Source organism: Hydrogenophaga sp. T66, from assembly GCF_057219855.1.
In genome coordinates this window covers 1702496-1723371 of record NZ_JBXVVX010000001.1, presented here as the reverse complement: position 1 = coordinate 1723371, position 20876 = coordinate 1702496, and the positions used below count along the sequence as shown (strand labels likewise).

The window sequence follows — 20876 nt, the reverse complement described above, 5'->3', positions numbered from 1 at the left end:
GCACAAGGCCGCCGCAAACAAACCGCTATTTTAACCCGAACGGTTCAGTGCGGCGGACCGGCGGCGTCCCCCGCGGGCTCGACCAACAGGGCGGCCACGACCCGGCGTCCCTCGCCGGCGAGTATGTTGAAGGTGCGGCAGGCGGCGGCGGTGTCCATGGTTTCGACGCCGATGCGCTGCTCCAGCAAGCCGCGGCTGAGTGCCGGTGGTGCGAAACGCAGGCGCCGACCGCTGCCGAAGATGACCACCTCAGGGGCTGGTTGGGTGACGGTGGCCAGCTCGGCGAAGTGACCGGCCGACAGATCCCCAAAGCCGCCGCATGCCCAGGCGCGCACCTGGCCGTCGGAGGCGACGATGACGTGAGACGCGTGCCGCTGCCCGTTGATGGCCACCCAACCGTCGCCGTGGCCGGTGATGCTGGTGTTGTCGGGCTTGTCGGCGTGGAGTTTCATGGGCAGACGGGCGGGGGAACTGTGGTCAAATTGCAGGTTTTCCGTCGGTGCGCCGACTATACCGCCCCATGCACCGCCCACCCAGGTCGCCCGAAATGCCGCCGCGGTGTGGCCCTCCAGGGAACGCCGTGAAGACGATCCAAAAATCCGCCAAGCTGGCCAATGTGCTCTACGACGTTCGGGGCCCTATTGTCGAGGCCGCCAAGCAGATGGAGGACGAGGGTCAGAAGATCATCAAGCTCAACATCGGCAATCTGGCGCCGTTTGGCTTTGACGCGCCCGAAGAGATCCAGCAGGACATGATCCGCAACCTGCCCAACGCGGCGGGTTACTCCGACAGCAAAGGTATCTTCGCCGCGCGCAAGGCGGTCATGCACTACACCCAGCAGCAGGGCGTGCGTGGGGTGACACTGGATGACATCTACCTGGGCAATGGCGCGAGCGAACTGATCGTCATGGCCGCCAACGCGCTCCTCGACAACGGCGACGAGCTGCTGGTGCCTTCGCCCGACTACCCGCTGTGGACCGCAGCCACCAGCCTGTCGGGCGGTGTGCCGGTGCACTACCGCTGCGACGAGGCCAATCACTGGATGCCGGATCTGGATGACCTGCGCGCGCGCATCACACCGCGCACCAAGGGCATCGTGGTGATCAACCCGAACAATCCCACCGGTGTGCTGTACAGCGACGAGCTGCTGCGTGGCATCGTTCAGATTGCCCGGGAGCATGAGCTCGTGTTGCTCGCCGACGAGGTCTACGACAAGGTGCTGTACGAAGGGGTGAAGCACACCGCGCTGGCCAGCCTTTCGACGGACGTGCTGACCCTGACCTTCAACTCGCTGTCCAAGTCCTATCGCGCCTGCGGCTATCGCGCAGGCTGGATGGTGATCTCGGGTGACAAGTCGGTGGCCCGCGACTATATCGAGGGGCTCAACATGCTGGCGAACCTGAAGCTTGGCTCCAACGTGCCGGGTCAGTTCGCGATTCAGACGGCGCTCGGCGGTTACCAGAGCATCAACGATCTGGTCAAGGAAGGCGGGCGCCTGCGCCGCCAGCGCGACCTGGCCTACGAACTGATCACGGCGATCCCGGGCATGACGTGCGTGAAGCCGCAGGCCGCGCTGTACATGTTCCCGCGGCTCGATCCGGTGATGTATCCCATCAGCGACGACCGCCAGTTTTTCATGGAAGTGCTGCGCGCCACGCGCGTGATGCTGGTGCAGGGTTCGGGCTTCAACTACCCGGACCATCAGCATTTCCGCATCGTGTTCCTGCCGCACGAAGACGACCTGCGCGAGGCGATTGGCCGCCTGGCGCGCTTTCTGGAGCAATGGCGTCAGCGCCACGGCACCGCCTGATCGACCCCTTCAACCTTTCCCTGTTTTCCCTTCCGTCATGAAACCGATTCAAGTGGGCCTGCTGGGCATTGGCACCGTGGGCAGCGGCACCTTCCAGGTGTTGCAACGCAACCAGGCAGAAATCCAGCGTCGTGCCGGCCGGGCGATCGACATCACCATGGTGGCCGATCTCGATGTGGCCCGCGCCAGGTCGCTGGTGGGCGGCGGCGTGCGCGTGGTCGGCGATGCGCGCGAGGTGATTGCCAACCCGGACATCGATGTGGTGGTCGAGCTGATCGGCGGCTACGGTGTGGCGCGAACGCTGGTGATGGAAGCCATCGCCGCCGGCAAGCATGTGGTCACCGCCAACAAGGCGCTGCTGGCCGTCCACGGCACCGAGATTTTTGCCGCGGCGGCAGCCAAAGGGGTGATGGTGGCGTTCGAGGCGGCGGTGGCCGGCGGCATTCCGATCATCAAGTCGCTGCGCGAGGGACTGACCGCCAACCGCATCCAGTGGGTCGCCGGCATCATCAACGGCACGACCAATTTCATCCTGTCGGAGATGCGGGACAAGGGGCTGGACTTCGATGTCGTCCTGAAAGAAGCGCAGCGGCTGGGTTACGCGGAAGCCGATCCGACCTTCGACATCGAGGGCGTGGACGCTGCCCACAAGGCCACGCTGATGAGCGCCATTGCCTTCGGCATTCCGGTCCAGTTCGACAAGGCCTATGTGGAGGGCATCACGCGCCTGTCGGCCACCGACATCCGCTATGCCGAGCAACTCGGCTACCGCATCAAGCTGCTGGGCATCACCAAACGCGTGGCCCGCGGGATCGAGTTGCGCGTGCACCCCAGTCTGGTGCCCTCGAAGCGGCTGATTGCCAACGTCGAAGGTGCGATGAACGCGGTGATGGTGCAGGGCGATGCCGTGGGCACCACGCTCTACTACGGCAAGGGCGCGGGCAGCGAACCCACGGCCAGCGCCGTGATCGCCGACCTGGTGGACATGGCCCGCCTGCACAGCGCTGACCCGCTGCACCGCGTGCCGTCGCTGGCCTTCCAGCCCGACGCGCTGAGCGACGAACCGGTGTTGCCGATGAGCGAGATCGTCACCAGCTACTACCTGCGCCTGCGCGTGGCCGATGAGGCTGGGGTGCTGGCCCAGGTCACGTCGCGCCTGGCGGCCGCCGGCATCAGCATCGACGCGGTGCTGCAGCGCGAGGCCGACGAGGTGGGCGGCGAGGGCGCCACCAGCACCGACCTCATCATCCTGACCCACGATACCCGCGAAGGCACGATGAACGACACCCTGGCCCAGCTGCAGCAGCTGCCCACCGTGCTCGCCCCGATCGTGCGCATCCGCAAGGAAGAACTCAACTGAATCCGTGCCGTGCGCCCGCCGGGCGCGCAGCCACCGGGCGGCGCCCGCGGCGCGCGACGCGGCCCGCCGTTTGATCGCATCACCACGCCGCCATGCTGTACCGCTCCACCCGGGGTCACCCCGACCGCCGACGATTCTGCGAAATCCTGCTTGAGGGCCTCGCGCCCGATGGAGGGCTCTACCTGCCCGAGCAGTACCCGCGACTGGGCGAAGCGGACCTGACGCGGCTGCGGGCTGTGTACGGCCAGGGGCGCCCGGGCGGTTATGCCGCGCTCGCCTTCGAGATCCTGTCGCTGTACATCGACGACATTCCGGCCGCGGACCTGCGTGCGCTGTGCGAGCGCACCTACACCGAGGCCGTGTTCGGCACGGCCGCGATCGTGCCGCTCAAACCGCTGGACGATTCCTTGTACCTCGAGGCCTTGTCCAACGGTCCGACACTCGCCTTCAAGGACATGGCGATGCAGTTGCTGGGGCAGCTCTTCGAATACGAGCTTGGCCGGCGCGGCGAGACGCTCAACATCCTTGGCGCCACCAGTGGCGACACCGGCAGTGCGGCCGAGTACGCGATGCGGGGCAAGAAGGGCATCAACGTCTTCATGCTGAGTCCCCACGGTCGCATGAGTCCGTTCCAGCAGGCGCAGATGTTCAGCCTGCAGGACCCGAACATCCACAACCTGGCGGTCGAGGGGGTGTTTGACGACTGCCAGGACATCGTCAAGGCGGTCAGCAACGACCTCGCATTCAAGCGCCAATGGAAGATCGGCACGGTCAACTCCATCAACTGGGCCCGGCTGCTGGCGCAGGTGGTGTATTACGTGGCGGGCTACTTCCAGGCCACCACGTCCAATGCCCAGCGCGTGTCCTTCACCGTGCCCAGCGGCAACTTCGGCAACGTCTGCGCCGGCCATGTGGCGCGCCAGATGGGGCTGCCGATTGACCGGCTCGTGGTGGCCACCAACGAGAACGACGTGCTCGACGAGTTTTTCCGCACCGGCGTGTACCGCGTGCGCGGCGGAGCGGACACGCACGAAACGTCCAGCCCGTCGATGGACATCTCCAAGGCCAGCAATTTCGAGCGCTTTGTCTTCGATCTGCTCGGCCGCGACGCCGACCGCTGCCGTGCGCTGTTTGGTGATGCCCTGAACCGCGACGGACGCTTCGACCTCAGCGGCGACCCTGCTTTTGCCCAGGCTGCGTCGCGCTATGGCTTCCAGAGCGGCCGCAGCACCCACGCCGATCGCCTGGCGACCATCCGCGCCGTCGCCGAACGTCACGGTGTGGTGATCGACACCCACACCGCCGACGGCGTGAAGGTGGCCTGGGAGCGCCGCGATCCGGCCGTGCCGATGATCGTGCTGGAGACGGCGCTGCCTATCAAGTTTGCGGCGACTATCGTCGAAGCCCTGGGACGCCAGCCCGATCGCCCCGCCGGCTTTGACGGCATCGAAGCGCTGCCGCGGCGTGTGAGCGTGCTCCCGGCGGACGTGGCCCTCGTCAAGGCCTACATCAGCGAACACGCGGTGGCCCGGGCATGAAGGTGGTCGGCTTCGCCGGCTTCTCGGGGTCGGGCAAAACCACGCTGGTGGAACAGCTCATCCCGGCGCTGCGCCTGCGTGGCGCGCGGGTGTCCGTCATCAAGCACGCGCACCACACCTTCGACATCGACCATCCGGGCAAGGACACCTGGCGCCACCGCGAGGCGGGTGCGCTGGAGGTGGTGGCCGCTTCGCCGAAGCGGCTGGTGATCATGCGCGAGTACCCCGAGACCGCGGAGCACGATGTGCACGCGCTGCTGGCAAGGCTCACCGCCGGTGTCGACTGGGTGCTGGTGGAGGGTTTCAAGCGCAGCAGCTTGCCCAAGATCGAGGTCTGGCGCCAGGACAGCGGGCAGCCGGTGATCTACCCGACGCAAGACCGCGTGCTGGCGATTGCCACCAACAGCCCGCAAGCGCTGCCCGTTCCGCCCGCACGCCCTGTACTGGATCTCGACACGCCGGATGACGTGGCGCAATGGCTGTTCGACAATGCAGACCGCTTTGTCTACACCCCGCCCACCCCATGAACGCCCCCACCCGCGCCCCCCTGATGCCGCTGGAAGCGGCGCTGGACGCGCTGCTGGCCCGCGTCGAACCCCTCCCCGGTACGGAAGCGGTTCCCACCTTTGACGCGGCCGGCCGCGTGCTGGCCGACGACCTGATTGCCGCGCTGCACGTCCCGCCGCAAGACAACTCGTCGATGGACGGCTACGCCGTGCGTTGCGCCGATGTCAGCGCCCCGGGGGTGGTCCTGCCGGTGAGCCAGCGCATTCCCGCCGGCCACGCCGGCCAGCCGCTGGAGCCCGGCACCTGCGCGCGGATCTTCACCGGCGCGCCGCTGCCCGCCGGTGCCGACGCGGTCGTGATGCAGGAAGACACGCGCGAGGTCGGCGGCGACCTGCACGCGGTGCACATCGATGCCGTGCCCACGCTGGGCCAGTGGGTCCGCCGGGCTGGCGAGGACGTGCAGCGCGGCAGCGTGATCCTGCCGCGCGGCCACCGCCTGCAGGCGTCCAGCCTCGGCCTTGCCGCCAGCCTGGGACAGTCGCACGTCACGGTCGCCCGCCGCCCGCGCGTGGCGCTGTTTTCGACCGGCGATGAGCTGGTGATGCCGGGTGAGGTGCCGCCCGAGGCGATGAAGCCCGGCGCCATCTACAACAGCAACCGGTTTTTCCTGCGCGAGCTGTTGCACCGTTTCGGCTGCGAGGTGAGCGACCTGGGCATCGTGCCCGACCGGCGAGACGCCACCCTCGCCGCGCTGAAGACCGCGGCCGACCACCACGATCTCATCCTCACCAGCGGGGGCGTCTCCGTGGGCGAGGAAGACCACATCAAGCCCGCCGTGCAGGCGCTGGGCTCGCTCGATTTGTGGCAGATCGCCATGAAGCCCGGCAAGCCGTTTGCCTATGGCACCGTGCGCCGGGATGCGGGTGCCGGGGCCGCCGCCGGCTCCGTCAGCCATTTCATCGGTCTGCCAGGCAATCCGGTGTCGAGCTACGTGACCTTCTTGCTGCTCGTTCGGCCGGTGTTGCTGCGGCTGCAGGGGGTGCTGGACACGGCGGTGCTGGGACTGCCGCCGGCGGTACCGCTGCGGGCCGATTTTGCGCTGCCGCGGGCGGACAAGCGCCGCGAGTTTCTGCGCGTGCGGCGCAACGCCAGCGGCGGCGTGGACCTGTTTCCCAACCAGAGTTCCGGCGTGCTCACCTCCGTGGTCTGGGCCGATGGGTTGGTGGACAACCCGTCCGGCCGCACCATTGCCCCCGGCGACGCCGTGAACGTCATTGCCTTGAGCGACCTTCTCGCATGAACATCCAGCTGCGCTATTTCGCCGCCATCCGCGAGGCCGTGGGCACCGGCCATGAAACCTGGACCACCCGCGCGACCACCCTCGGCGGCCTGCGCGACGAGCTGATTGCCCGCGGCGGCCCCCACGCCGAGGCGCTTGCCCGCGGCCGGGCGGTGCGGGTCTCGCTCAACCAGACCATGGCCGACGAAGCCACGCCCTTGCCCGCCGGCGCCGAGGTGGCCTTCTTCCCGCCCGTGACCGGCGGTTGAGCCCCTGTACCCGTTTGGAGCTTGCCATGACCGCCCGCGTCACCATCCAGACCGCCGATTTCGACCTCAGCGACGAGGTGGCCCGATTGCGCGCGCAGGATCGCGGCGTGGGTGCGGTGTGCAGCTTTGTGGGCACCGTGCGTGACCGCAACGACGGTCAAACCGTCAGTGCCATGGAGCTCGAACACTACCCGGGCATGACGGAGAAGGCCATCGAGGCCATGATCGACGAGGCCTTCCGCCGCTTCGACATCCTGGGCGCCCGGGTGATCCATCGCGTGGGTCTGCTGCAGCCGCTCGATCAGATCGTGCTCGTGGTCGTGACCTCGGCCCACCGCGGCCAAAGCTTCCAGGCCTGCGAGTTCCTGATGGATTACCTCAAGACCCAGGCGCCGTTCTGGAAGAAGGAAGACACACCGGCCGGCGCGCGTTGGGTCGATGCCCGGGTCAGCGACGATGCGGCCCTGGCCCGCTGGGGCATCCAGGCCGGCAACGCCGGCTGACCGGCTGCCCCGCCGCCTGGCGGGCTTGACGCGGATCAAGCGCGCGGCGTTTCGGGCATGCGCCGCGGCGCGCTGGCCTTGAAAAAACCATGCGCCGGCCCCATCGTTGACCGCATCGGAGGATTCATCCCATGCGACTCGACAAACTCACCACCGCGCTGCAACAAGCCCTGGGCGACGCCCAGAGCCTGGCGCTGGCCAACGACCACGCCTACATCGAGCCGGTGCACGTGCTGCTGGCTTTGCTGCGGCAAACCGACGGGGCGGCGCCTCTGCTTCAGCGCGCCGGCGTCAACGTCAAGGGCCTGAGCACGGCCGCCGAGGCGGCCATGAAGAAGCTGCCTCAGGTGCAAGGCCAGGACGTGACGGTCGGCCAGGACCTCGCCCGCCTGCTGCAGGCGGCCGAAAAGGAAGCGCTCAAGCGGGGCGATGCGTACATCGCCAGCGAGCTGTTCCTGCTGGCCGTGGCCGACCACAAGGGCGATCTGGGGCGGCTGGCCAACGAACATGGCCTGTCGCGCCAGAGCCTGGAGGCGGCGATCGCGGCGGTGCGCGGCGGCGAGTCGGTCAATACGCCAGAGGCCGAAGGGCAGCGCGAGGCCCTGAAGAAATACACGCTCGACCTCACGGAGCGCGCCCGTCAGGGCAAGCTCGATCCGGTGATCGGCCGCGACGACGAAATCCGCCGCGCGATCCAGGTGCTGCAGCGGCGCAGCAAGAACAACCCGGTGCTGATCGGCGAGCCGGGTGTGGGCAAGACGGCCATCGTGGAAGGGCTGGCGCAGCGCATCGTGGCCGGCGAGGTGCCCGACAGCCTGAAGGGCAAGCGCGTGCTGGTGCTCGACATGGCCGGTCTGCTGGCCGGGGCGAAGTACCGCGGCGAGTTTGAGGAACGGCTGAAGGCGGTGCTCAAGGAGGTTTCGCAGGACGAGGGCCGCATCATCCTGTTCATCGACGAGATCCACACCATGGTCGGCGCCGGCAAGGCCGAGGGCGCCATCGACGCGGGCAACATGCTCAAGCCGGCGCTGGCGCGCGGCGAGCTGCATTGCATCGGTGCCACCACGCTCGACGAGTACCGCAAGTACATCGAGAAGGACGCCGCGCTGGAGCGCCGCTTCCAGAAGGTGCTGGTCGATGAGCCCAGCGTCGAAGCCACGATCGCCATCCTGCGTGGCTTGCAGGAACGCTACGAGAAGCACCACAACGTGGACATCACCGACCCGGCCATCGTGGCTGCGGCCGAGCTGAGCCACCGCTACATCACCGACCGTTTCCTCCCCGACAAGGCGATTGACCTGATCGACGAGGCCGCTGCCAAGATCAAGATCGAGCTCGACTCCAAGCCCGAGGCCATGGACAAGCTCGACCGCCGCATGATCCAGCTCAAGATCGAGCGCGAGGCGGTGAAAAAGGAGACCGACGAGGCCTCACAGAAACGCCTGGCGCTCATCGAGGACGAGCTGGTGAAGCTGCAGCGCGAGTACCAGGACCTCGAGGAGATCTGGACCGCCGAAAAGGCCTCGGTCCAGACCTCGGGCACGGTGCGCGAGGAGATGGACCGCGTGAAGCTGGAGATCGAGTCGTTCAAGCGCAAGGGCGATTTCAACAAGGTCGCCGAGCTGCAGTACGGCCGTCTGCCCGAGCTGGAAAAGCGGCTGAAGGAAGCGCAGGCGCAGGAGGCCGCCGGTGGCCCCGCGGGCGTGGGGCGCAAGCTGCTGCGCACGCAGGTGGGCGCCGAGGAAATCGCCGAGGTGGTTGCCCGCGCCACCGGCATCCCGGTGGCCAAACTGATGCAGGGCGAGCGCGACAAGCTGCTCAAGATGGAGGACAAGCTGCACGAGCGCGTGGTGGGGCAGGACGAGGCCATCAGCGCCGTGGCCAACGCGATTCGCCGCTCGCGCTCGGGCCTGTCCGACCCGAACCGCCCGACCGGCTCCTTCCTGTTCCTCGGGCCCACCGGCGTGGGCAAGACGGAGCTGTGCAAGGCGCTGGCCGGTTTCCTGTTTGACAGCGAGGACCACCTCGTGCGCATCGACATGAGCGAATTCATGGAGAAGCACTCGGTGGCCCGCCTGATCGGCGCGCCGCCGGGCTACGTGGGCTACGAGGAGGGCGGCTACCTGACCGAGGCGGTGCGTCGCAAGCCGTATTCGGTCTTGCTGCTTGACGAGGTGGAGAAAGCGCATCCGGACGTCTTCAACGTGTTGCTGCAGGTGCTGGATGACGGCCGCCTGACGGACGGGCAGGGCCGCACCGTGGACTTCAAGAACACGGTCATCGTCATGACCAGCAACATCGGCTCGCCGCTGATCCAGGCCATGGTGGGGCAGCCCTACGACGAGGTGAAGGACGCGGTCTGGGGTGAGCTGAAGAACCACTTCCGGCCCGAGTTCCTCAACCGCATCGACGAGACCGTGGTGTTCCACGGGCTGGACGCGCAGCACATCGAGGCCATCGCCGGCATCCAGCTCAAGGCGCTGCAGGCACGCCTGCAGCGCATGGACCTGCGGCTCGACGTGTCGCCCGCAGCGATGGCGGAGCTGGCCAAGGTCGGCTTCGATCCGGTGTTCGGCGCCCGGCCGCTCAAGCGCGCCATCCAGCAGCGGCTGGAGAACCCGCTGTCCAAGCTGTTGCTCGAAGGCCGCTATCCGCCGAAATCGGTGATTCCGGTGGGCGTGGATCCGGTGCGCAACCCGGGTGTCTTCGAGTTTGGCGACGCGCAGGCCATCGCCTGAGCACCGGCGGCGCGCGCGGGTTTTTGGATCACAAAGTCCTACTGCCGGCGGGGCCGCGCGCCGGTCATCGGCTCCACAGCGCAGCCCTTCGGCCGGCAGCGCCGGTGGCCGCCGCCGGCCAGGGTGGGGGGGTATAAATGTGACCCAGTTCACGGAGCGCCTACCGCCCCGGCCACCCTCGTTGTCCCGTCATGAAGGCCGTCTCTCCCCTGCTGCAGCAGTGCTTTGACGACGCGGTGAAGGCTGCGCCGGGCATGCTGGTGCGTTGCATCGACGCCATCATCACCAGCCAGCTCGACGGCAACTCCCGCCGGGACACGCTCGTGGCCGACCGGGACTCGGAGGCCTGGGCCGGCTTGATGCGCCACAAAGTCGCCTGGTCCAAGGCCTACCCGGAGCGGCTGAAGGCGGCTTTTCTGAGCGACGAGCCGGAACCGTCGAGTTCCCGCATGGGGCTGCTCAGCGACTCGCGGCTGCTTTCGCTGGTGGACGAGGACGATTTCAACGAGCAGCTCGAGTTCAAGCGCGCCCTGCAGAGCCTGCTGCCGCTGGTGGAGCAGGAGCTGGCCGCGCTCGACGCCCGGATGAGCTCGCTGGTGGGGCTGGACGCGGTGCGCGCCGACCTCAATCCGCTGCGGCCGTCGGTCTTCATGCGCGAGCTGCGCGACCTGATGTCGGCCACCGAGTCCGACCGGCAGGTGCGGGCGGCCTGGTTCAAGGCCCTGCCGGGGCCGATGGGGCGGGAGTTGCGCGGGCTGTATGCCCAGGTGGCTGCGCGCCTGCAGAAGGCCAATGTCGCGGAAGCCGGCTACCGGGTGCGGCTGGCGGCCGAGGCCGCGGGCCAGCGGCCGGGCGAGGAGGGCGCGGGCGGCTCCGGCTATGGCCTGACCTCCGAGTGGTTTGACCTGCCCGGCGGCGAGCCGGCGCCGGAGCCGGTCGATCCGCTGTTGCCGGACATGGCCGCGCTGGCGAAGGTGCGCTCTCCCATCGATCAGGCGACCTACCACGCGTTTCTGCAGGAAGGGCATCACGCCCGCTATGACCGGGCGCTGACCCACGACTTCTATGACGCCGTCGAGGAAGAGCGCGGTCGGTTGCGGCAAGACATCGCTGCCTACACCCACGACGAGCAGGCCGTGCGGCAGCGGCGCGAGGCGCAGCGCCATCTCGCCGCGGTCGACCGGCCGGCCCGGGCGGTCGACACCACCACGCCGCTGAGCCGCGAGCAATGGGGCGAAGCCGCGTCGCCACTGCACCGCGCCGGCGTGCTGCTGGACCTCAAGGCCCAGGCCCAGGCGCTGCCGCAGGCCATGGGCCTAGACGTGGTGCGCATGCTGGTCAACCAGGTGGCGAGCGATCCGCTGCTGCTGGCGCCGGTGCGTGAAGCGGTGGTGGCGCTGGAGCCTGCGCTGCTGCGCCTGGCGCTCGCCCACCCGCGCTATTTCAACGAACCCGACCACCCGGCGCGTCGCCTGGTCGAGCGGGTCGCGCAGCGCAGCTTCCGCTACAACGACGAATTCGACCCCGCGTTCGATGCGTTCTTCTCGCCGGTTCGTGCCGCGTTCCTGGGGCTCAACGACTCGGGCACCGAGGATGCCGGGCTGTTCGGGGAGGCGCTGGCGGACCTGCAGGCGCGCTGGGACGCGGAGGACGCGGCCGACGCGGCGCAGCGCCAGACGCGGGTGCAGGCGGTGCAGCACGCCGAGGATCGCCAGACCGTGGCGGACCAGGTCGCGTGGGAAATCAGCAAGCGCCCGGACATCGAGGCCGCGCCGGCGTTCATCCTGGATTTCCTCTACGGCCCGTGGTCGCTGGTGATCGCCGATGCCCGCATGAAGGCCACTGCCGGCGAACCCGACCCCGGCGGCTACCGCAAGGCCATTTCGCAGCTGCTGTGGAGCATTCGGCAGGAGGTGACGCTGCGCCGGCCGGCCCAGCTGTTTCAGATCGTGCCGCCTCTGCTGCTCACGCTGCGGGCCGGCCTGCGGGCGCTGGAGCATCCGCCGGAGGCGACCGAGAGTTTTTTCGCGTCGTTGCTGCGGCTCCATGAGCCCGTGCTCAAGCTGCGCGCGGCCCGCAAGCGCGTCGATGCGCGCCAGTCCGGCCGCGCGCCGCTGGAAGCCGACGAGTTTCCCGACACGGTGGCCGAGCCGCTGCCGGCCGACATGCTGGAGCCCGCCACGGCCGAACAGCGCATCCCGCGCGCGGCCGAACAGCCCTGGCTGGGTCGGCAGGAGCAGGAGGCCGCGGGTTTTGCCGACACCGTGCGGGGCGATGCACCGCCGCTGGCAGCGGAGCTTGAAGGCACGATGGCTGCCGCCGCCGATCACGGGGGTGACGCGGACGGCGGACCGGTGGTGCATCAGCTCGACCGCCTGCGGGCGGGCAGCTGGGTGGATCTCTGGTCGCAGGGCCAGTGGGTGCGGGCGGAACTGGTCTGGGCGAGCGCGCGCGGCACCCTGTTCATGTTCCTGGGGCGCGGCGGCACCGCGCACACCATGACCCGCCGCAGCTGCGAGCGCCTGCTGGCCGCGCGTCATCTGCGGCCGCTGGCGGTGCACGACGTCGTCTCCAGCGCGCTCGACCGCGTGCGCGAGGCGCTGCCGGCCGAGTCGGTTGTGGCCGAGTCGGTGCATTGAGCCGCCCGCGACCCCGCCCGCCGGGCGCCCGCACTACCATGCGGGCATGACCGCCGCCGCCACCACCGCGCCCGTCGCCCCGCCCCCGCCCGTGCCGCTGCGCCAGGACGCCGCCGTGATCGGCCTGGTGGGCCTGGCCCACGGCACGTCCCATTTCTCCCACCTGCTGCTTGCGCCGCTGTTTCCGGTGTTCATCCGCGACTTCGGCCTGAGCTTTTCCGATGTCGGCCTGCTGATGACGGTGTTCTTCGTCATCTCCGGCACCGGTCAGGCCCTGTCCGGCTTCGTGGTGGATCGGGTGGGCGCGCGGCCCGTCCTGTTCGCCGCGATCAGCTGCTTTTTGCTGGCCTCGCTCGTCGCGTCGCAAGCCACGGGGTACGCCGGGCTGATGGCGGTGGCGGTGCTCGCCGGGCTGGGCAACGCGCCGTTTCACCCGGCCGACTTCACCATCCTCAACCAGCGCGTGTCGGCGGCGCGGCTCGGCCACGCGTTCAGCGTGCACGGGCTGACCGGCAACCTGGGGTGGGCGCTCGCGCCGGCTTTCCTGGTGGGCATCACGGCGGCGGCCGACTGGCGCGTGGCTTATCAGTGCGCGGCGGTGCTGTACGTGGTGGTGCTGGGGGTGTTGTTCTGGCAGCGCGATCGCTTGCGCACCGAGGTGGTGGTGCGCGCGGCGGGGGCGTCGCGCGGCGACGACCTGGCGTTTCTGCGCCTGCCGGTGGTCTGGTGGTGCTTCGCCTTCTTCCTGCTCTCGACCATGACCCTGGCCGTCGTGCAGAGCTTCGCGCCATCCATCCTCAAGGCCTTGCACGGGGTGGGCATGGAGACCGCCACGCTCACCGTCAGCGCCTACATGCTGTGCGGGGCCGTGGGCATGCTGGTCGGCGGCTTCGTGGCGGCCTACGGACACCGGCACGGCCTGAGCAGCGATCGCGTGGTGGCGGTTGCCATGACGGGCGGCGCGCTGCTGCTGGCTTTGTGCGCCACGGGCTGGCTCGGTGCCACCGGCACGCTGGTCGCGCTGGCCGCCACCGGCTTTGCCGTCGGCGTGGGCGGGCCGAGCCGCGACATGATGATCAAGAAAGCCACGCCCAAGGGCGCGACCGGCCGCGTCTATGGCACGGTGTATTCCGGCCTCGACGTCGGGTTCGCGCTGTCACCCGCGCTCTTTGGCCTGTTCATGGACCGCGGCTGGTACAGCGCCACCTTGCTCGGCGGCGCGCTGGTGCTGGGCTTGTCGGTGCTGGCGGCGGTGGGCGTCGGTCGCCGCACCGCCTGAGCCGTTTTCCTGCTTCCACGGAGTCTGATCCCATGTCCGAGTCCCGACTCGCCGGCCACCTGCTGGTCGATTGCCTGATTGCCCAGGGCGTGACGCACGCCTTTGGTGTGCCGGGCGAGAGCTTTCTTGCCGTGCTCGACGGCCTTCACGCGCGGCGCGACCGCATCCGCTTCATCACCAACCGCCAGGAGGGTGGGGCGGCCTTCATGGCCGAGGCGCAGGGCAAGCTCACCGGGCGTCCGGGCGTGTGTTTCGTGACCCGCGGCCCCGGCGCCACGAACGCCTCCATCGGGGTGCACACCGCCTTTCAGGACAGCACGCCGATGGTCTTGTTCGTGGGCGACGTGGCGCGCGACGCGCGCGACCGCGAGGCGTTCCAGGAGGTGGACTTCTTCCGCTTCTTCGGGCCGCTGGCCAAGCGGGTCGAGCGCATCGACGACGCGCGGCGCCTGCCGGAGTACGTGGCGCGCGCCTTCGCCACGGCCATGGGCGGACGGCCGGGTCCGGTGGTGCTCGTGCTGCCGGAAGACATGCTGACCGAGCGCGTCAGTGCTGAACCGCTGCCGCGGGTGGAGCCGGCCCCCGCGTGGAGCGACCCCGGTGCCCTGCGCAGCCTGCGCGAGCGCTTGCTGGCGGCGCAGCGGCCGCTGGTGATCGCCGGCGGTGGCGGCTGGACGCCGCAGGCCGCGGCCGCGCTGGAGCGGTTTGCCGACAACTGGCAGCTGCCGGTGGCCAACGCCTTCCGCTTTCAGGACACCTTCGACAACCACCACCCGCTGTACGCCGGGGACGTGGGGCTGGGCATCAACCCGGCGCTGGCCCGCCGCATCCGCGAGGCCGACCTGCTGATTGCGCTCGGCCCCCGCCTGGGCGAAGCCACCACCGGCGGCTACACGCTCATCGAAGCGCCCGAGCCGCGCCAGACGCTGGTCCACGTTCACGCCAGTGCCGAGGAGCTTCACCGCGTGTACCGCGCCACCCTGGCCATCCACGCCACCATGGACGCCGCGGCCCGCTCGCTGGAGGTGCTCACCGCGCCGCCCACCGTGGCCTGGAGCGCCTGGGCGCGCGAGGCCCACGCCGACTACCTGGCCAACATCGACCCGGCCAACGGCGGCGTGGCGCTGCCCGGCCCGATCGACATGCCCGCGGTGATCCACACCCTGCAGCGCCTGCTGCCAGCCGACGCCGTGCTCACCAACGGCGCGGGCAACTTCGCCAGCTGGCTGCACCGCTTCTACCGCTACCCGGGCCTGGCGCGCGGCCGCAAGACGCAACTCGCCCCCACCAACGGCGCCATGGGCTACGGCGTGCCGGCCGGCATCGCGGCGGCGCTGCTCACCGGGCGCACCGTGTTCACGATCGCCGGCGATGGCGATTTCCTCATGAACGGGCAGGAGCTGGCCACCGCCGCGCAGCACGGTGCGCGCACGATCGTCCTGCTGGTCAACAACGGCGCCTACGGCACCATCCGGATGCACCAGGAACGCGAGTACCCGGAGCGGGTGAGCGGGTCTGCGCTGGCCAACCCCGATTTCGTGGCGCTGGCGCGCGCCTACGGCTGGGCGGCCGAGCGCGTCACCGAGACAGCGGGCTTTGAGCCTGCCCTGCGGCGCGCGCTGGACGCGCCGGTGGGCACGGTCATCGAGCTGCCGCTGGACCCCGAGGTCATCACCACCCGCGGCACGCTCAGCGCCATCCGCGCCGCGGCGCGGGCCGCCGGGCACTGACGCGCCGTCTCAGAGAAAGCGTTCCAGCAGGCGGCGCGACCCGCGATCGAGCGCGTTGCGGTCGCGGATCTCGAACACCACGCCGTGCGCGCTGGTGACCAGCAGGCGCGGGGTGCCGGGCAGCCGGCGGATGTCTTCCTCGCCCTTGAGCACCAGCTCGGTCGGGCCGCGGTCGGTGTCGACCTGCCAGGTGCTGGGCGTGGCGAATGTGCTGACCGCGCGGATGCGCTCAATCACCGGCGTGAACTCGCGCTCGCCCAGCGCGGTCACCAGCGCGTCGCGCCAATCGGTGGGGGCGTCGCTGAGCCGGGCGACAAACAGCAGCTCATCGCCCGCCGGGCCGACCACGCTGATCGCCTCGTCGGGGGCGGTCAGCGGGAACGCCCGCACCGGCTGCACGCCCACGTGCACGGTGCCCTGGGCGTCGCGGCAGACCCAGCGCCCCAGGCTGTCGCGCCACAAGGCCACCACCGTCCCGCCGGGTTGTGCGTTCTCGCTCATGCCACACCTCCCTGCGTGTGGGCCGAGGGCTGGGGCAGCTGCTGCGCGACCAGCCGGGCCTCGTGCTCTTCGGCCTCCTCCTCGCTGGCGGCCTGGCGCGCCTGCGCTTCGTACAGCCGCCAATACGCGCCCTGGCGCGCCATCAGGTCGTCGTGTGGTCCGACTTCCACCACCTCGCCGCGGTCCATCACCACCAGCCGGTCGGCCTTGCGCAGCGTGGACAGGCGGTGGGCGATGGCGATCGTCGTGCGGCCTTGCACCAGGTTGTCCAGCGCCTTCTGGATCTCCTTCTCGGTCTCGGTGTCCACCGCCGAAGTCGCCTCGTCCAGGATGAGGATGCGCGGGTCGATCAGCAGCGCGCGGGCGATGCTGATGCGCTGGCGCTCTCCACCGGACAGGCCCTGTCCGCGTTCGCCCACCAGCGAGTCGTAGCCTTGCGGCAGCCGCAGGATGAAATCGTGCGCGTGGGCGGCGCGGGCGGCGGCCACGATCTCTTCGCGGGTGGCGCCGGGCTTGCCGTAGGCGATGTTGTCGGCCACCGTGCCGAAGAAGAGGAAGGGCTCCTGCAGCACCAGTCCGATGTGGCGCCGGAAGTCGCTCACCCGCAGGCGGCGGATGTCCGTGCCGTCGAGCAGGATGCGGCCGTCGGTCACGTCGTAGAACCGGCAGATCAGGTTGACCAGCGTGCTCTTGCCCGACCCGCTGTGGCCGACCAGCCCGATCATTTCGCCGGGGCGGATGTCCAGGCTGAGGTCGCGGATGACCGAGCGGTTGCCGTAGCGGAAGCCGATGCTGTCGATGCGCAGCCCGCCCTGCACCCGCTCGATCGTGACCGGGTCGGTCGGCTCGGGCACGTTGGAGGTGTGGTCCAGGATGTCGAAGATGCGCTTGGCGCCGGCGGCGGCCTTCTGGGTCACGGAGACGATCCGGCTCATCGAATCGAGGCGGCCGTAGAAGCGGCCGATGTAGGCGATGAAGGCGGTCAGCACGCCCACGGTGATGTCGCCCTTGGCGATTTGCCAGATGCCAAAGCCCCAGACCACCAGCAGGCCAACGTCGGTCAGCAGGGTCACGGTGGGCGAGAACAGGCTCCAGGTCTTGTTGATGCGGTCGTTGACACCGAGGTTCTGGACGTTGGCGTCGTGGAAACGGCCGGACTCGCGGCGCTCCTGGGCGAAGGCCTTGACCACGCGGATACCCGGAATGGTGTCGGCCAGCACGTTCGTCACGTCACCCCAGACCCGGTCCACCTTCTCAAAGCCGGTGCGCAGCCGGTCGCGCACGAGGTGAATCATCCAGGCGATGAAGGGCAGGGGCAGCAGCGTGACGAGCGCCAGCCACGGGTTGATCGAGAACAGGATCACCGAGGTCATGGTGAGCATCAGCACGTCGGTGGCGAAGTCGAGCGCGTGCAGCGACAGGAACACCGAGATGCGGTCGGTCTCGGAGCCGATGCGGGCGATGAGGTCGCCGGTGCGCTTGGCGCCGAAATAGTCGAGGGAGAGGCCGAGCAGGTGGTCGAAGGCGCTGGTGCGCAGGTCGGCCGCGATCCGCTCGGACACCAGCGCCAGCAGCCAGGTGCGCGCCCAGCCCAGGCCCCAGGCGAGCAGGCCCGAGCCGAGCAGGCCGCTGAGCAGCAGCGCCACGTAGGCGGCGTCGATGCGCTGGCCGTTCTGGAACGGGATCAACACGTCGTCCATCAGCGGGATCGTCAGGTAGGGCGGCACCAGCGTGGCGGCGGTGGACGCCAGCGTGAGCAGAAAACCGGCCAGCAGCTGCCAGCGGTAGGGCCGCGCGAAACGCCACAGGCGCAGCAGGACCCAGGTGGAGGGCGGCTCGTTGAACTCGCGCTGGCAGTTTTCGCAGTCATCGCTGTCGGGCGGCAACGGCGCCTGACACGTGGGGCAGGCGGCGGCCTCGGCCACCGGACGGCCCTCGCCGCGGGCCGCGCGGGCCACGGCGGCCTCAAAAGACCTTGCCAGGCGCAGGGCCGAAACGTTGTGCGCCAGCGTCAGCCGCCAGCGCGCCACGAGGCCGTTGTCGTCCAGCAGATCCAGCGACGCCACGCCCGCCAGGTCGGTGTGGCGCAGGCGCTGGCCCGCCGCCAGCGGATGCGAGGACCACGCGCCATCGCCGGCCTGTGACCACAGCGCCTGCCCCGTCAGGAGCAACTGTCCCTCGGAGAAGCGGCCGGCCGCGTCAAGGTCGATTGCGGCGCGGGCGAGCACGTCGTCCGGCGACACGCCGGGGGGCAGGGCGTCGGCGCGGTCGGGCGCCGGGTGGTCGGGAGCGGCTTGCATGGGAGCGGGATTGTCCGTCATCTGCCGCGCCGCACCGAGGCGACACATCCGGTGCCAAAAACTTAAGAAGCGTTCAGGCGAACACGGTAGGTTCATCGCAAAATAGCACCCGCGTTCGCGCGATAGCGCGCAGCGCGGCGCTGCCAGCGGCGCCGGACTTGGCCGGGTTGGATGCCCGGCCTTTGTGTATCCAACCACCGCATTTATGAGTTCGACCCGCTTCGCGCTGCAGGTCCTGCAGCACCGGTTCCTGGGTGGCCCCAACGCCTGGACCTACCGCTCCACCCTGGAGGTCTGGCTGGACCTGGGCAGCCTGGAACAGCACCCGTCGAACACCGTGCCGGGCTTTGTGGACCGGCTGCTGGCCTGGCTGCCCGGGCTGGAATCCCACCACTGCGGCGTCGGTGAGCACGGCGGCTTCGTGCAGCGCCTGCGCGAGGGCACCTGGGCCGGTCACGTGCTGGAGCATTGCGTGATCGAGCTGCTCAACCGCGCGGGCATGCCCACGGGCTTCGGCCAGACGCGCAGCACCTCCCGCGAAGGCGTCTACCGCATGGTCTTTCGCGCCCGCAACCAGGCGACCGGCGAAGCCGCGCTGCAGCACGGGCTGGCCCTGATCCATGCCGCCCTCAACGACGAGCCTTTTGACGTGCCGGCCGCGGTGGATGCGCTGCGCGAGGTGGTTGATTCGACCTGGCTGGGCCCGTCAACGGCCGCCATCGTGGGGGCCGCCACCGCGCGCGGCATCCCCCACCTGCGCCTGAACGATGGCAACCTCGTGCAGCTCGGCCAGGGCGCGCGCCAGCGCCGCATCTGGACCGCCGAGACCGACCTCACCAGCGCCATCGCCGAGAACATCGCCAGCGACAAGGACCTCACCAAAGGCCTGCTGGTCGCCTGCGGCGTGCCCGTGCCGGAGGGGCGGGTGGTCGACAGCCCGGCCGACGCCTGGGAGGCCGCGCAGGACATCGGCCTGCCGGTGGTGGTCAAGCCCAGCGACGCCAACCACGGCCGCGGCGTGTCGCTCGAACTGAGCGATCAGGCCGACATTGAGCGCGCCTACGCCATCGCCGAGGCCGAGGGCAGCGAGGTCATCGTCGAAAAATTCATCCGCGGTGCCGAGCACCGCGTGCTGGTCGTGGGCGGCAAGGTCGTGGCGGCCAACCGCGGCGAGGTGCTGTGGATCACCGGCGATGGCCGCTCCACCGTGCGCGCGCTGATCGACACCCAACTCAACAGCGACCCGCGCCGCGGCGAGGCCGAGGAGTTTCCGCTGGAGACGCTGCGGCTGGAGCGCGAGCCCGCCATCCGCCTGCTGCTGGAGCGCCAGGGGCTGACCGGCGATTCGGTGCCGGCCGATGGCCAGCGCGTGCTGGTTCAGCGCAATGGCAACATGCCATTCGATTGCACCGACGAGGTGCATCCCGAGGTGGCTTACATGGCGGCACTGGCGGCCCGCACCGTGGGACTCGACATCGCCGGCATCGACCTCGTGACGGAAGACATCCGTCAGCCGCTGCACGCGGTCGGCGGCGCCATCGTGGAGGTCAATGCCGGCCCCGGGCTGCTGATGCACCTGCGCCCGGCCATTGGCCAGCCGCGCCCCGTGGGCGAGGCCATTGTCGATCACCTGTTCGACCCCGCCACGCCCATGGCCGGCCGCATTCCGGTCGTCGGCATCGCCGGCACCCGCGACACCGCGCTGCTGGCCCGGGCCGCCGCCTTCCTGCTCGACCTCGAGCACGCCCCGGCCGGCCTGGCCTGCGCCGATGGGATCTTCATCGGGCGGCGTCGGGTCGAGGCCGCCGCGTCTGACTACTGGGACCAATGCCAGCGCCTGCTGATGAACCGCGACATCCACTCGCTGGTGGTGGAGAGCTCGCCGGGTCTGATTCTCGACCACGGCCTGCCGTACGACCGGTGCCTGGTTGGGGTGGTCACCGACCTCGACGGCTGGGAATCGCTGGCCCGCCATGACGTGTTGGATGCCGGCGGCATGCCCCGGGTCCTGCGCACGCAGGTCGACGTGGTGCTCGACGCCGGAGCCTGCGTGCTCAACCTCGATGCGCCCGGCGTGGTCGAACTCGGACGCCACTGTGACGGCGCCTGCGTGGGCTATGGCACCGCCGCAGCCCCGGCGGCGGACGCGGGCCTGTCGCGCACGGTGCGCTGGGTCGACGGGGCGGTGTGCCTGTTTGAGGGCCAGGAGACGGTCCCGCAGGCCCGCGCGCCGCTGGCCGCCGGCACCTCCGCCGACCGGGCGCGCGTGCTGTGCGGCGCTGCTGCCGCCGCCTGGGCCACCGGCTTGAGCCCCTCCCTCATCGCCGCCGGTCTGCAGCGCTTTGACTCGCTGCCGCGCGACTGACCTCCATCCCCGCGACACGCCTGCGCGACCCCCGCGATCCAGCGACCCTCCGCGAGAC

Annotated in this window: 15 protein-coding genes; 12 read left to right on the top strand and 3 right to left on the bottom strand. The window is 69.7% G+C overall.

Annotation, left to right across the window (positions count from 1 at the left end; all coding sequences use genetic code 11):
- Window positions 1-44 precede the first annotated feature (44 nt).
- Complete coding sequence (locus tag AC2D80_RS07910) at window positions 45-452, bottom strand: Mth938-like domain-containing protein (protein ID WP_484632421.1); 408 nt, start codon at window positions 450-452, stop codon at window positions 45-47.
- 128 nt (window positions 453-580) lie between these two features.
- Between AC2D80_RS07910 and AC2D80_RS07905 the strand changes: the two genes are divergently transcribed.
- The 11 genes from AC2D80_RS07905 to AC2D80_RS07855 all read left to right on the top strand — a co-directional run bounded on the left by AC2D80_RS07905 (window position 581) and on the right by AC2D80_RS07855 (window position 15652).
- The gene (locus AC2D80_RS07905; protein ID WP_484632420.1) at window positions 581-1810 is read left to right on the top strand and encodes a pyridoxal phosphate-dependent aminotransferase; all 1230 of its coding nucleotides are present in this window, start codon (window positions 581-583) and stop codon (window positions 1808-1810) included.
- Between the two features lie 37 nt (window positions 1811-1847).
- A complete protein-coding gene (locus tag AC2D80_RS07900; RefSeq protein WP_484632419.1) occupies window positions 1848-3170 on the top strand; it encodes a homoserine dehydrogenase in 1323 nt (440 codons plus the stop codon).
- A gap of 92 nt (window positions 3171-3262) precedes the next feature.
- Window positions 3263-4708, top strand: coding sequence for a threonine synthase (thrC, locus tag AC2D80_RS07895; RefSeq protein WP_484632418.1), 1446 nt, complete (start codon window positions 3263-3265; stop codon window positions 4706-4708).
- Complete coding sequence (mobB, locus tag AC2D80_RS07890) at window positions 4705-5235, top strand: molybdopterin-guanine dinucleotide biosynthesis protein B (protein ID WP_484632417.1); 531 nt, start codon at window positions 4705-4707, stop codon at window positions 5233-5235. The genes thrC and mobB overlap by 4 nt, the downstream gene beginning before the upstream one ends.
- Window positions 5232-6515: a molybdopterin molybdotransferase MoeA gene (locus AC2D80_RS07885; protein ID WP_484632416.1), complete on the top strand. Its 1284-nt coding sequence runs from the start codon at window positions 5232-5234 to the stop codon at window positions 6513-6515. The genes mobB and AC2D80_RS07885 overlap by 4 nt, the downstream gene beginning before the upstream one ends.
- A complete protein-coding gene (locus tag AC2D80_RS07880) occupies window positions 6512-6763 on the top strand; it encodes a MoaD/ThiS family protein (protein ID WP_484632415.1) in 252 nt (83 codons plus the stop codon). The genes AC2D80_RS07885 and AC2D80_RS07880 overlap by 4 nt, the downstream gene beginning before the upstream one ends.
- A 26-nt stretch (window positions 6764-6789) precedes the next feature.
- Entirely contained in the window at window positions 6790-7266 is a 477-nt protein-coding gene (locus AC2D80_RS07875) for a molybdenum cofactor biosynthesis protein MoaE (RefSeq protein ID WP_484632414.1), read from the top strand.
- A gap of 131 nt (window positions 7267-7397) precedes the next feature.
- Window positions 7398-10004, top strand: a complete 2607-nt coding sequence (gene clpB, locus AC2D80_RS07870; RefSeq protein ID WP_484632413.1) for an ATP-dependent chaperone ClpB — start codon at window positions 7398-7400, stop codon at window positions 10002-10004.
- Between the two features lie 191 nt (window positions 10005-10195).
- Window positions 10196-12643: a DUF1631 family protein gene (locus AC2D80_RS07865; protein ID WP_484632412.1), complete on the top strand. Its 2448-nt coding sequence runs from the start codon at window positions 10196-10198 to the stop codon at window positions 12641-12643.
- Between the two features lie 46 nt (window positions 12644-12689).
- Window positions 12690-13922, top strand: coding sequence for an MFS transporter (locus AC2D80_RS07860; protein WP_484632411.1), 1233 nt, complete (start codon window positions 12690-12692; stop codon window positions 13920-13922).
- Window positions 13923-13954: 32 nt separating this feature from the next.
- Window positions 13955-15652 (top strand): thiamine pyrophosphate-binding protein, encoded by a 1698-nt coding sequence (locus AC2D80_RS07855; protein ID WP_484632410.1) that lies wholly within the window; start codon window positions 13955-13957, stop codon window positions 15650-15652.
- Between the two features lie 9 nt (window positions 15653-15661).
- Here AC2D80_RS07855 and AC2D80_RS07850 read toward each other — a convergent pair whose 3' ends face one another.
- Both AC2D80_RS07850 and AC2D80_RS07845 read right to left on the bottom strand, forming a co-directional pair.
- Window positions 15662-16153, bottom strand: coding sequence for a cyanophycin metabolism-associated DUF1854 family protein (locus AC2D80_RS07850; RefSeq protein ID WP_484632409.1), 492 nt, complete (start codon window positions 16151-16153; stop codon window positions 15662-15664).
- Window positions 16150-18453 (bottom strand): cyanophycin metabolism-associated ABC transporter, encoded by a 2304-nt coding sequence (locus AC2D80_RS07845; RefSeq protein ID WP_484632408.1) that lies wholly within the window; start codon window positions 18451-18453, stop codon window positions 16150-16152. Before AC2D80_RS07845 ends, AC2D80_RS07850 begins: the two co-directional genes overlap by 4 nt.
- A gap of 205 nt (window positions 18454-18658) precedes the next feature.
- Here AC2D80_RS07845 and AC2D80_RS07840 point away from each other — a divergent pair, with 205 nt between their 5' ends.
- Window positions 18659-20818, top strand: coding sequence for a cyanophycin synthetase (locus tag AC2D80_RS07840; protein WP_484632407.1), 2160 nt, complete (start codon window positions 18659-18661; stop codon window positions 20816-20818).
- Window positions 20819-20876: the final 58 nt, after the last annotated feature.

Coding starts and splice junctions, on each gene's coding strand:
- AC2D80_RS07910 (WP_484632421.1), bottom strand. CDS start 452: ATGAAACTCCACGCCGACAAGCCCGACAACACCAGCATCACCGGCCAC.
- AC2D80_RS07900 (WP_484632419.1), top strand. CDS start 1,848: ATGAAACCGATTCAAGTGGGCCTGCTGGGCATTGGCACCGTGGGCAGC.
- thrC (WP_484632418.1), top strand. CDS start 3,263: ATGCTGTACCGCTCCACCCGGGGTCACCCCGACCGCCGACGATTCTGC.
- mobB (WP_484632417.1), top strand. CDS start 4,705: ATGAAGGTGGTCGGCTTCGCCGGCTTCTCGGGGTCGGGCAAAACCACG.
- AC2D80_RS07885 (WP_484632416.1), top strand. CDS start 5,232: ATGAACGCCCCCACCCGCGCCCCCCTGATGCCGCTGGAAGCGGCGCTG.
- AC2D80_RS07880 (WP_484632415.1), top strand. CDS start 6,512: ATGAACATCCAGCTGCGCTATTTCGCCGCCATCCGCGAGGCCGTGGGC.
- AC2D80_RS07875 (WP_484632414.1), top strand. CDS start 6,790: ATGACCGCCCGCGTCACCATCCAGACCGCCGATTTCGACCTCAGCGAC.
- clpB (WP_484632413.1), top strand. CDS start 7,398: ATGCGACTCGACAAACTCACCACCGCGCTGCAACAAGCCCTGGGCGAC.
- AC2D80_RS07865 (WP_484632412.1), top strand. CDS start 10,196: ATGAAGGCCGTCTCTCCCCTGCTGCAGCAGTGCTTTGACGACGCGGTG.
- AC2D80_RS07860 (WP_484632411.1), top strand. CDS start 12,690: ATGACCGCCGCCGCCACCACCGCGCCCGTCGCCCCGCCCCCGCCCGTG.
- AC2D80_RS07855 (WP_484632410.1), top strand. CDS start 13,955: ATGTCCGAGTCCCGACTCGCCGGCCACCTGCTGGTCGATTGCCTGATT.
- AC2D80_RS07850 (WP_484632409.1), bottom strand. CDS start 16,153: ATGAGCGAGAACGCACAACCCGGCGGGACGGTGGTGGCCTTGTGGCGC.
- AC2D80_RS07845 (WP_484632408.1), bottom strand. CDS start 18,453: ATGCAAGCCGCTCCCGACCACCCGGCGCCCGACCGCGCCGACGCCCTG.
- AC2D80_RS07840 (WP_484632407.1), top strand. CDS start 18,659: ATGAGTTCGACCCGCTTCGCGCTGCAGGTCCTGCAGCACCGGTTCCTG.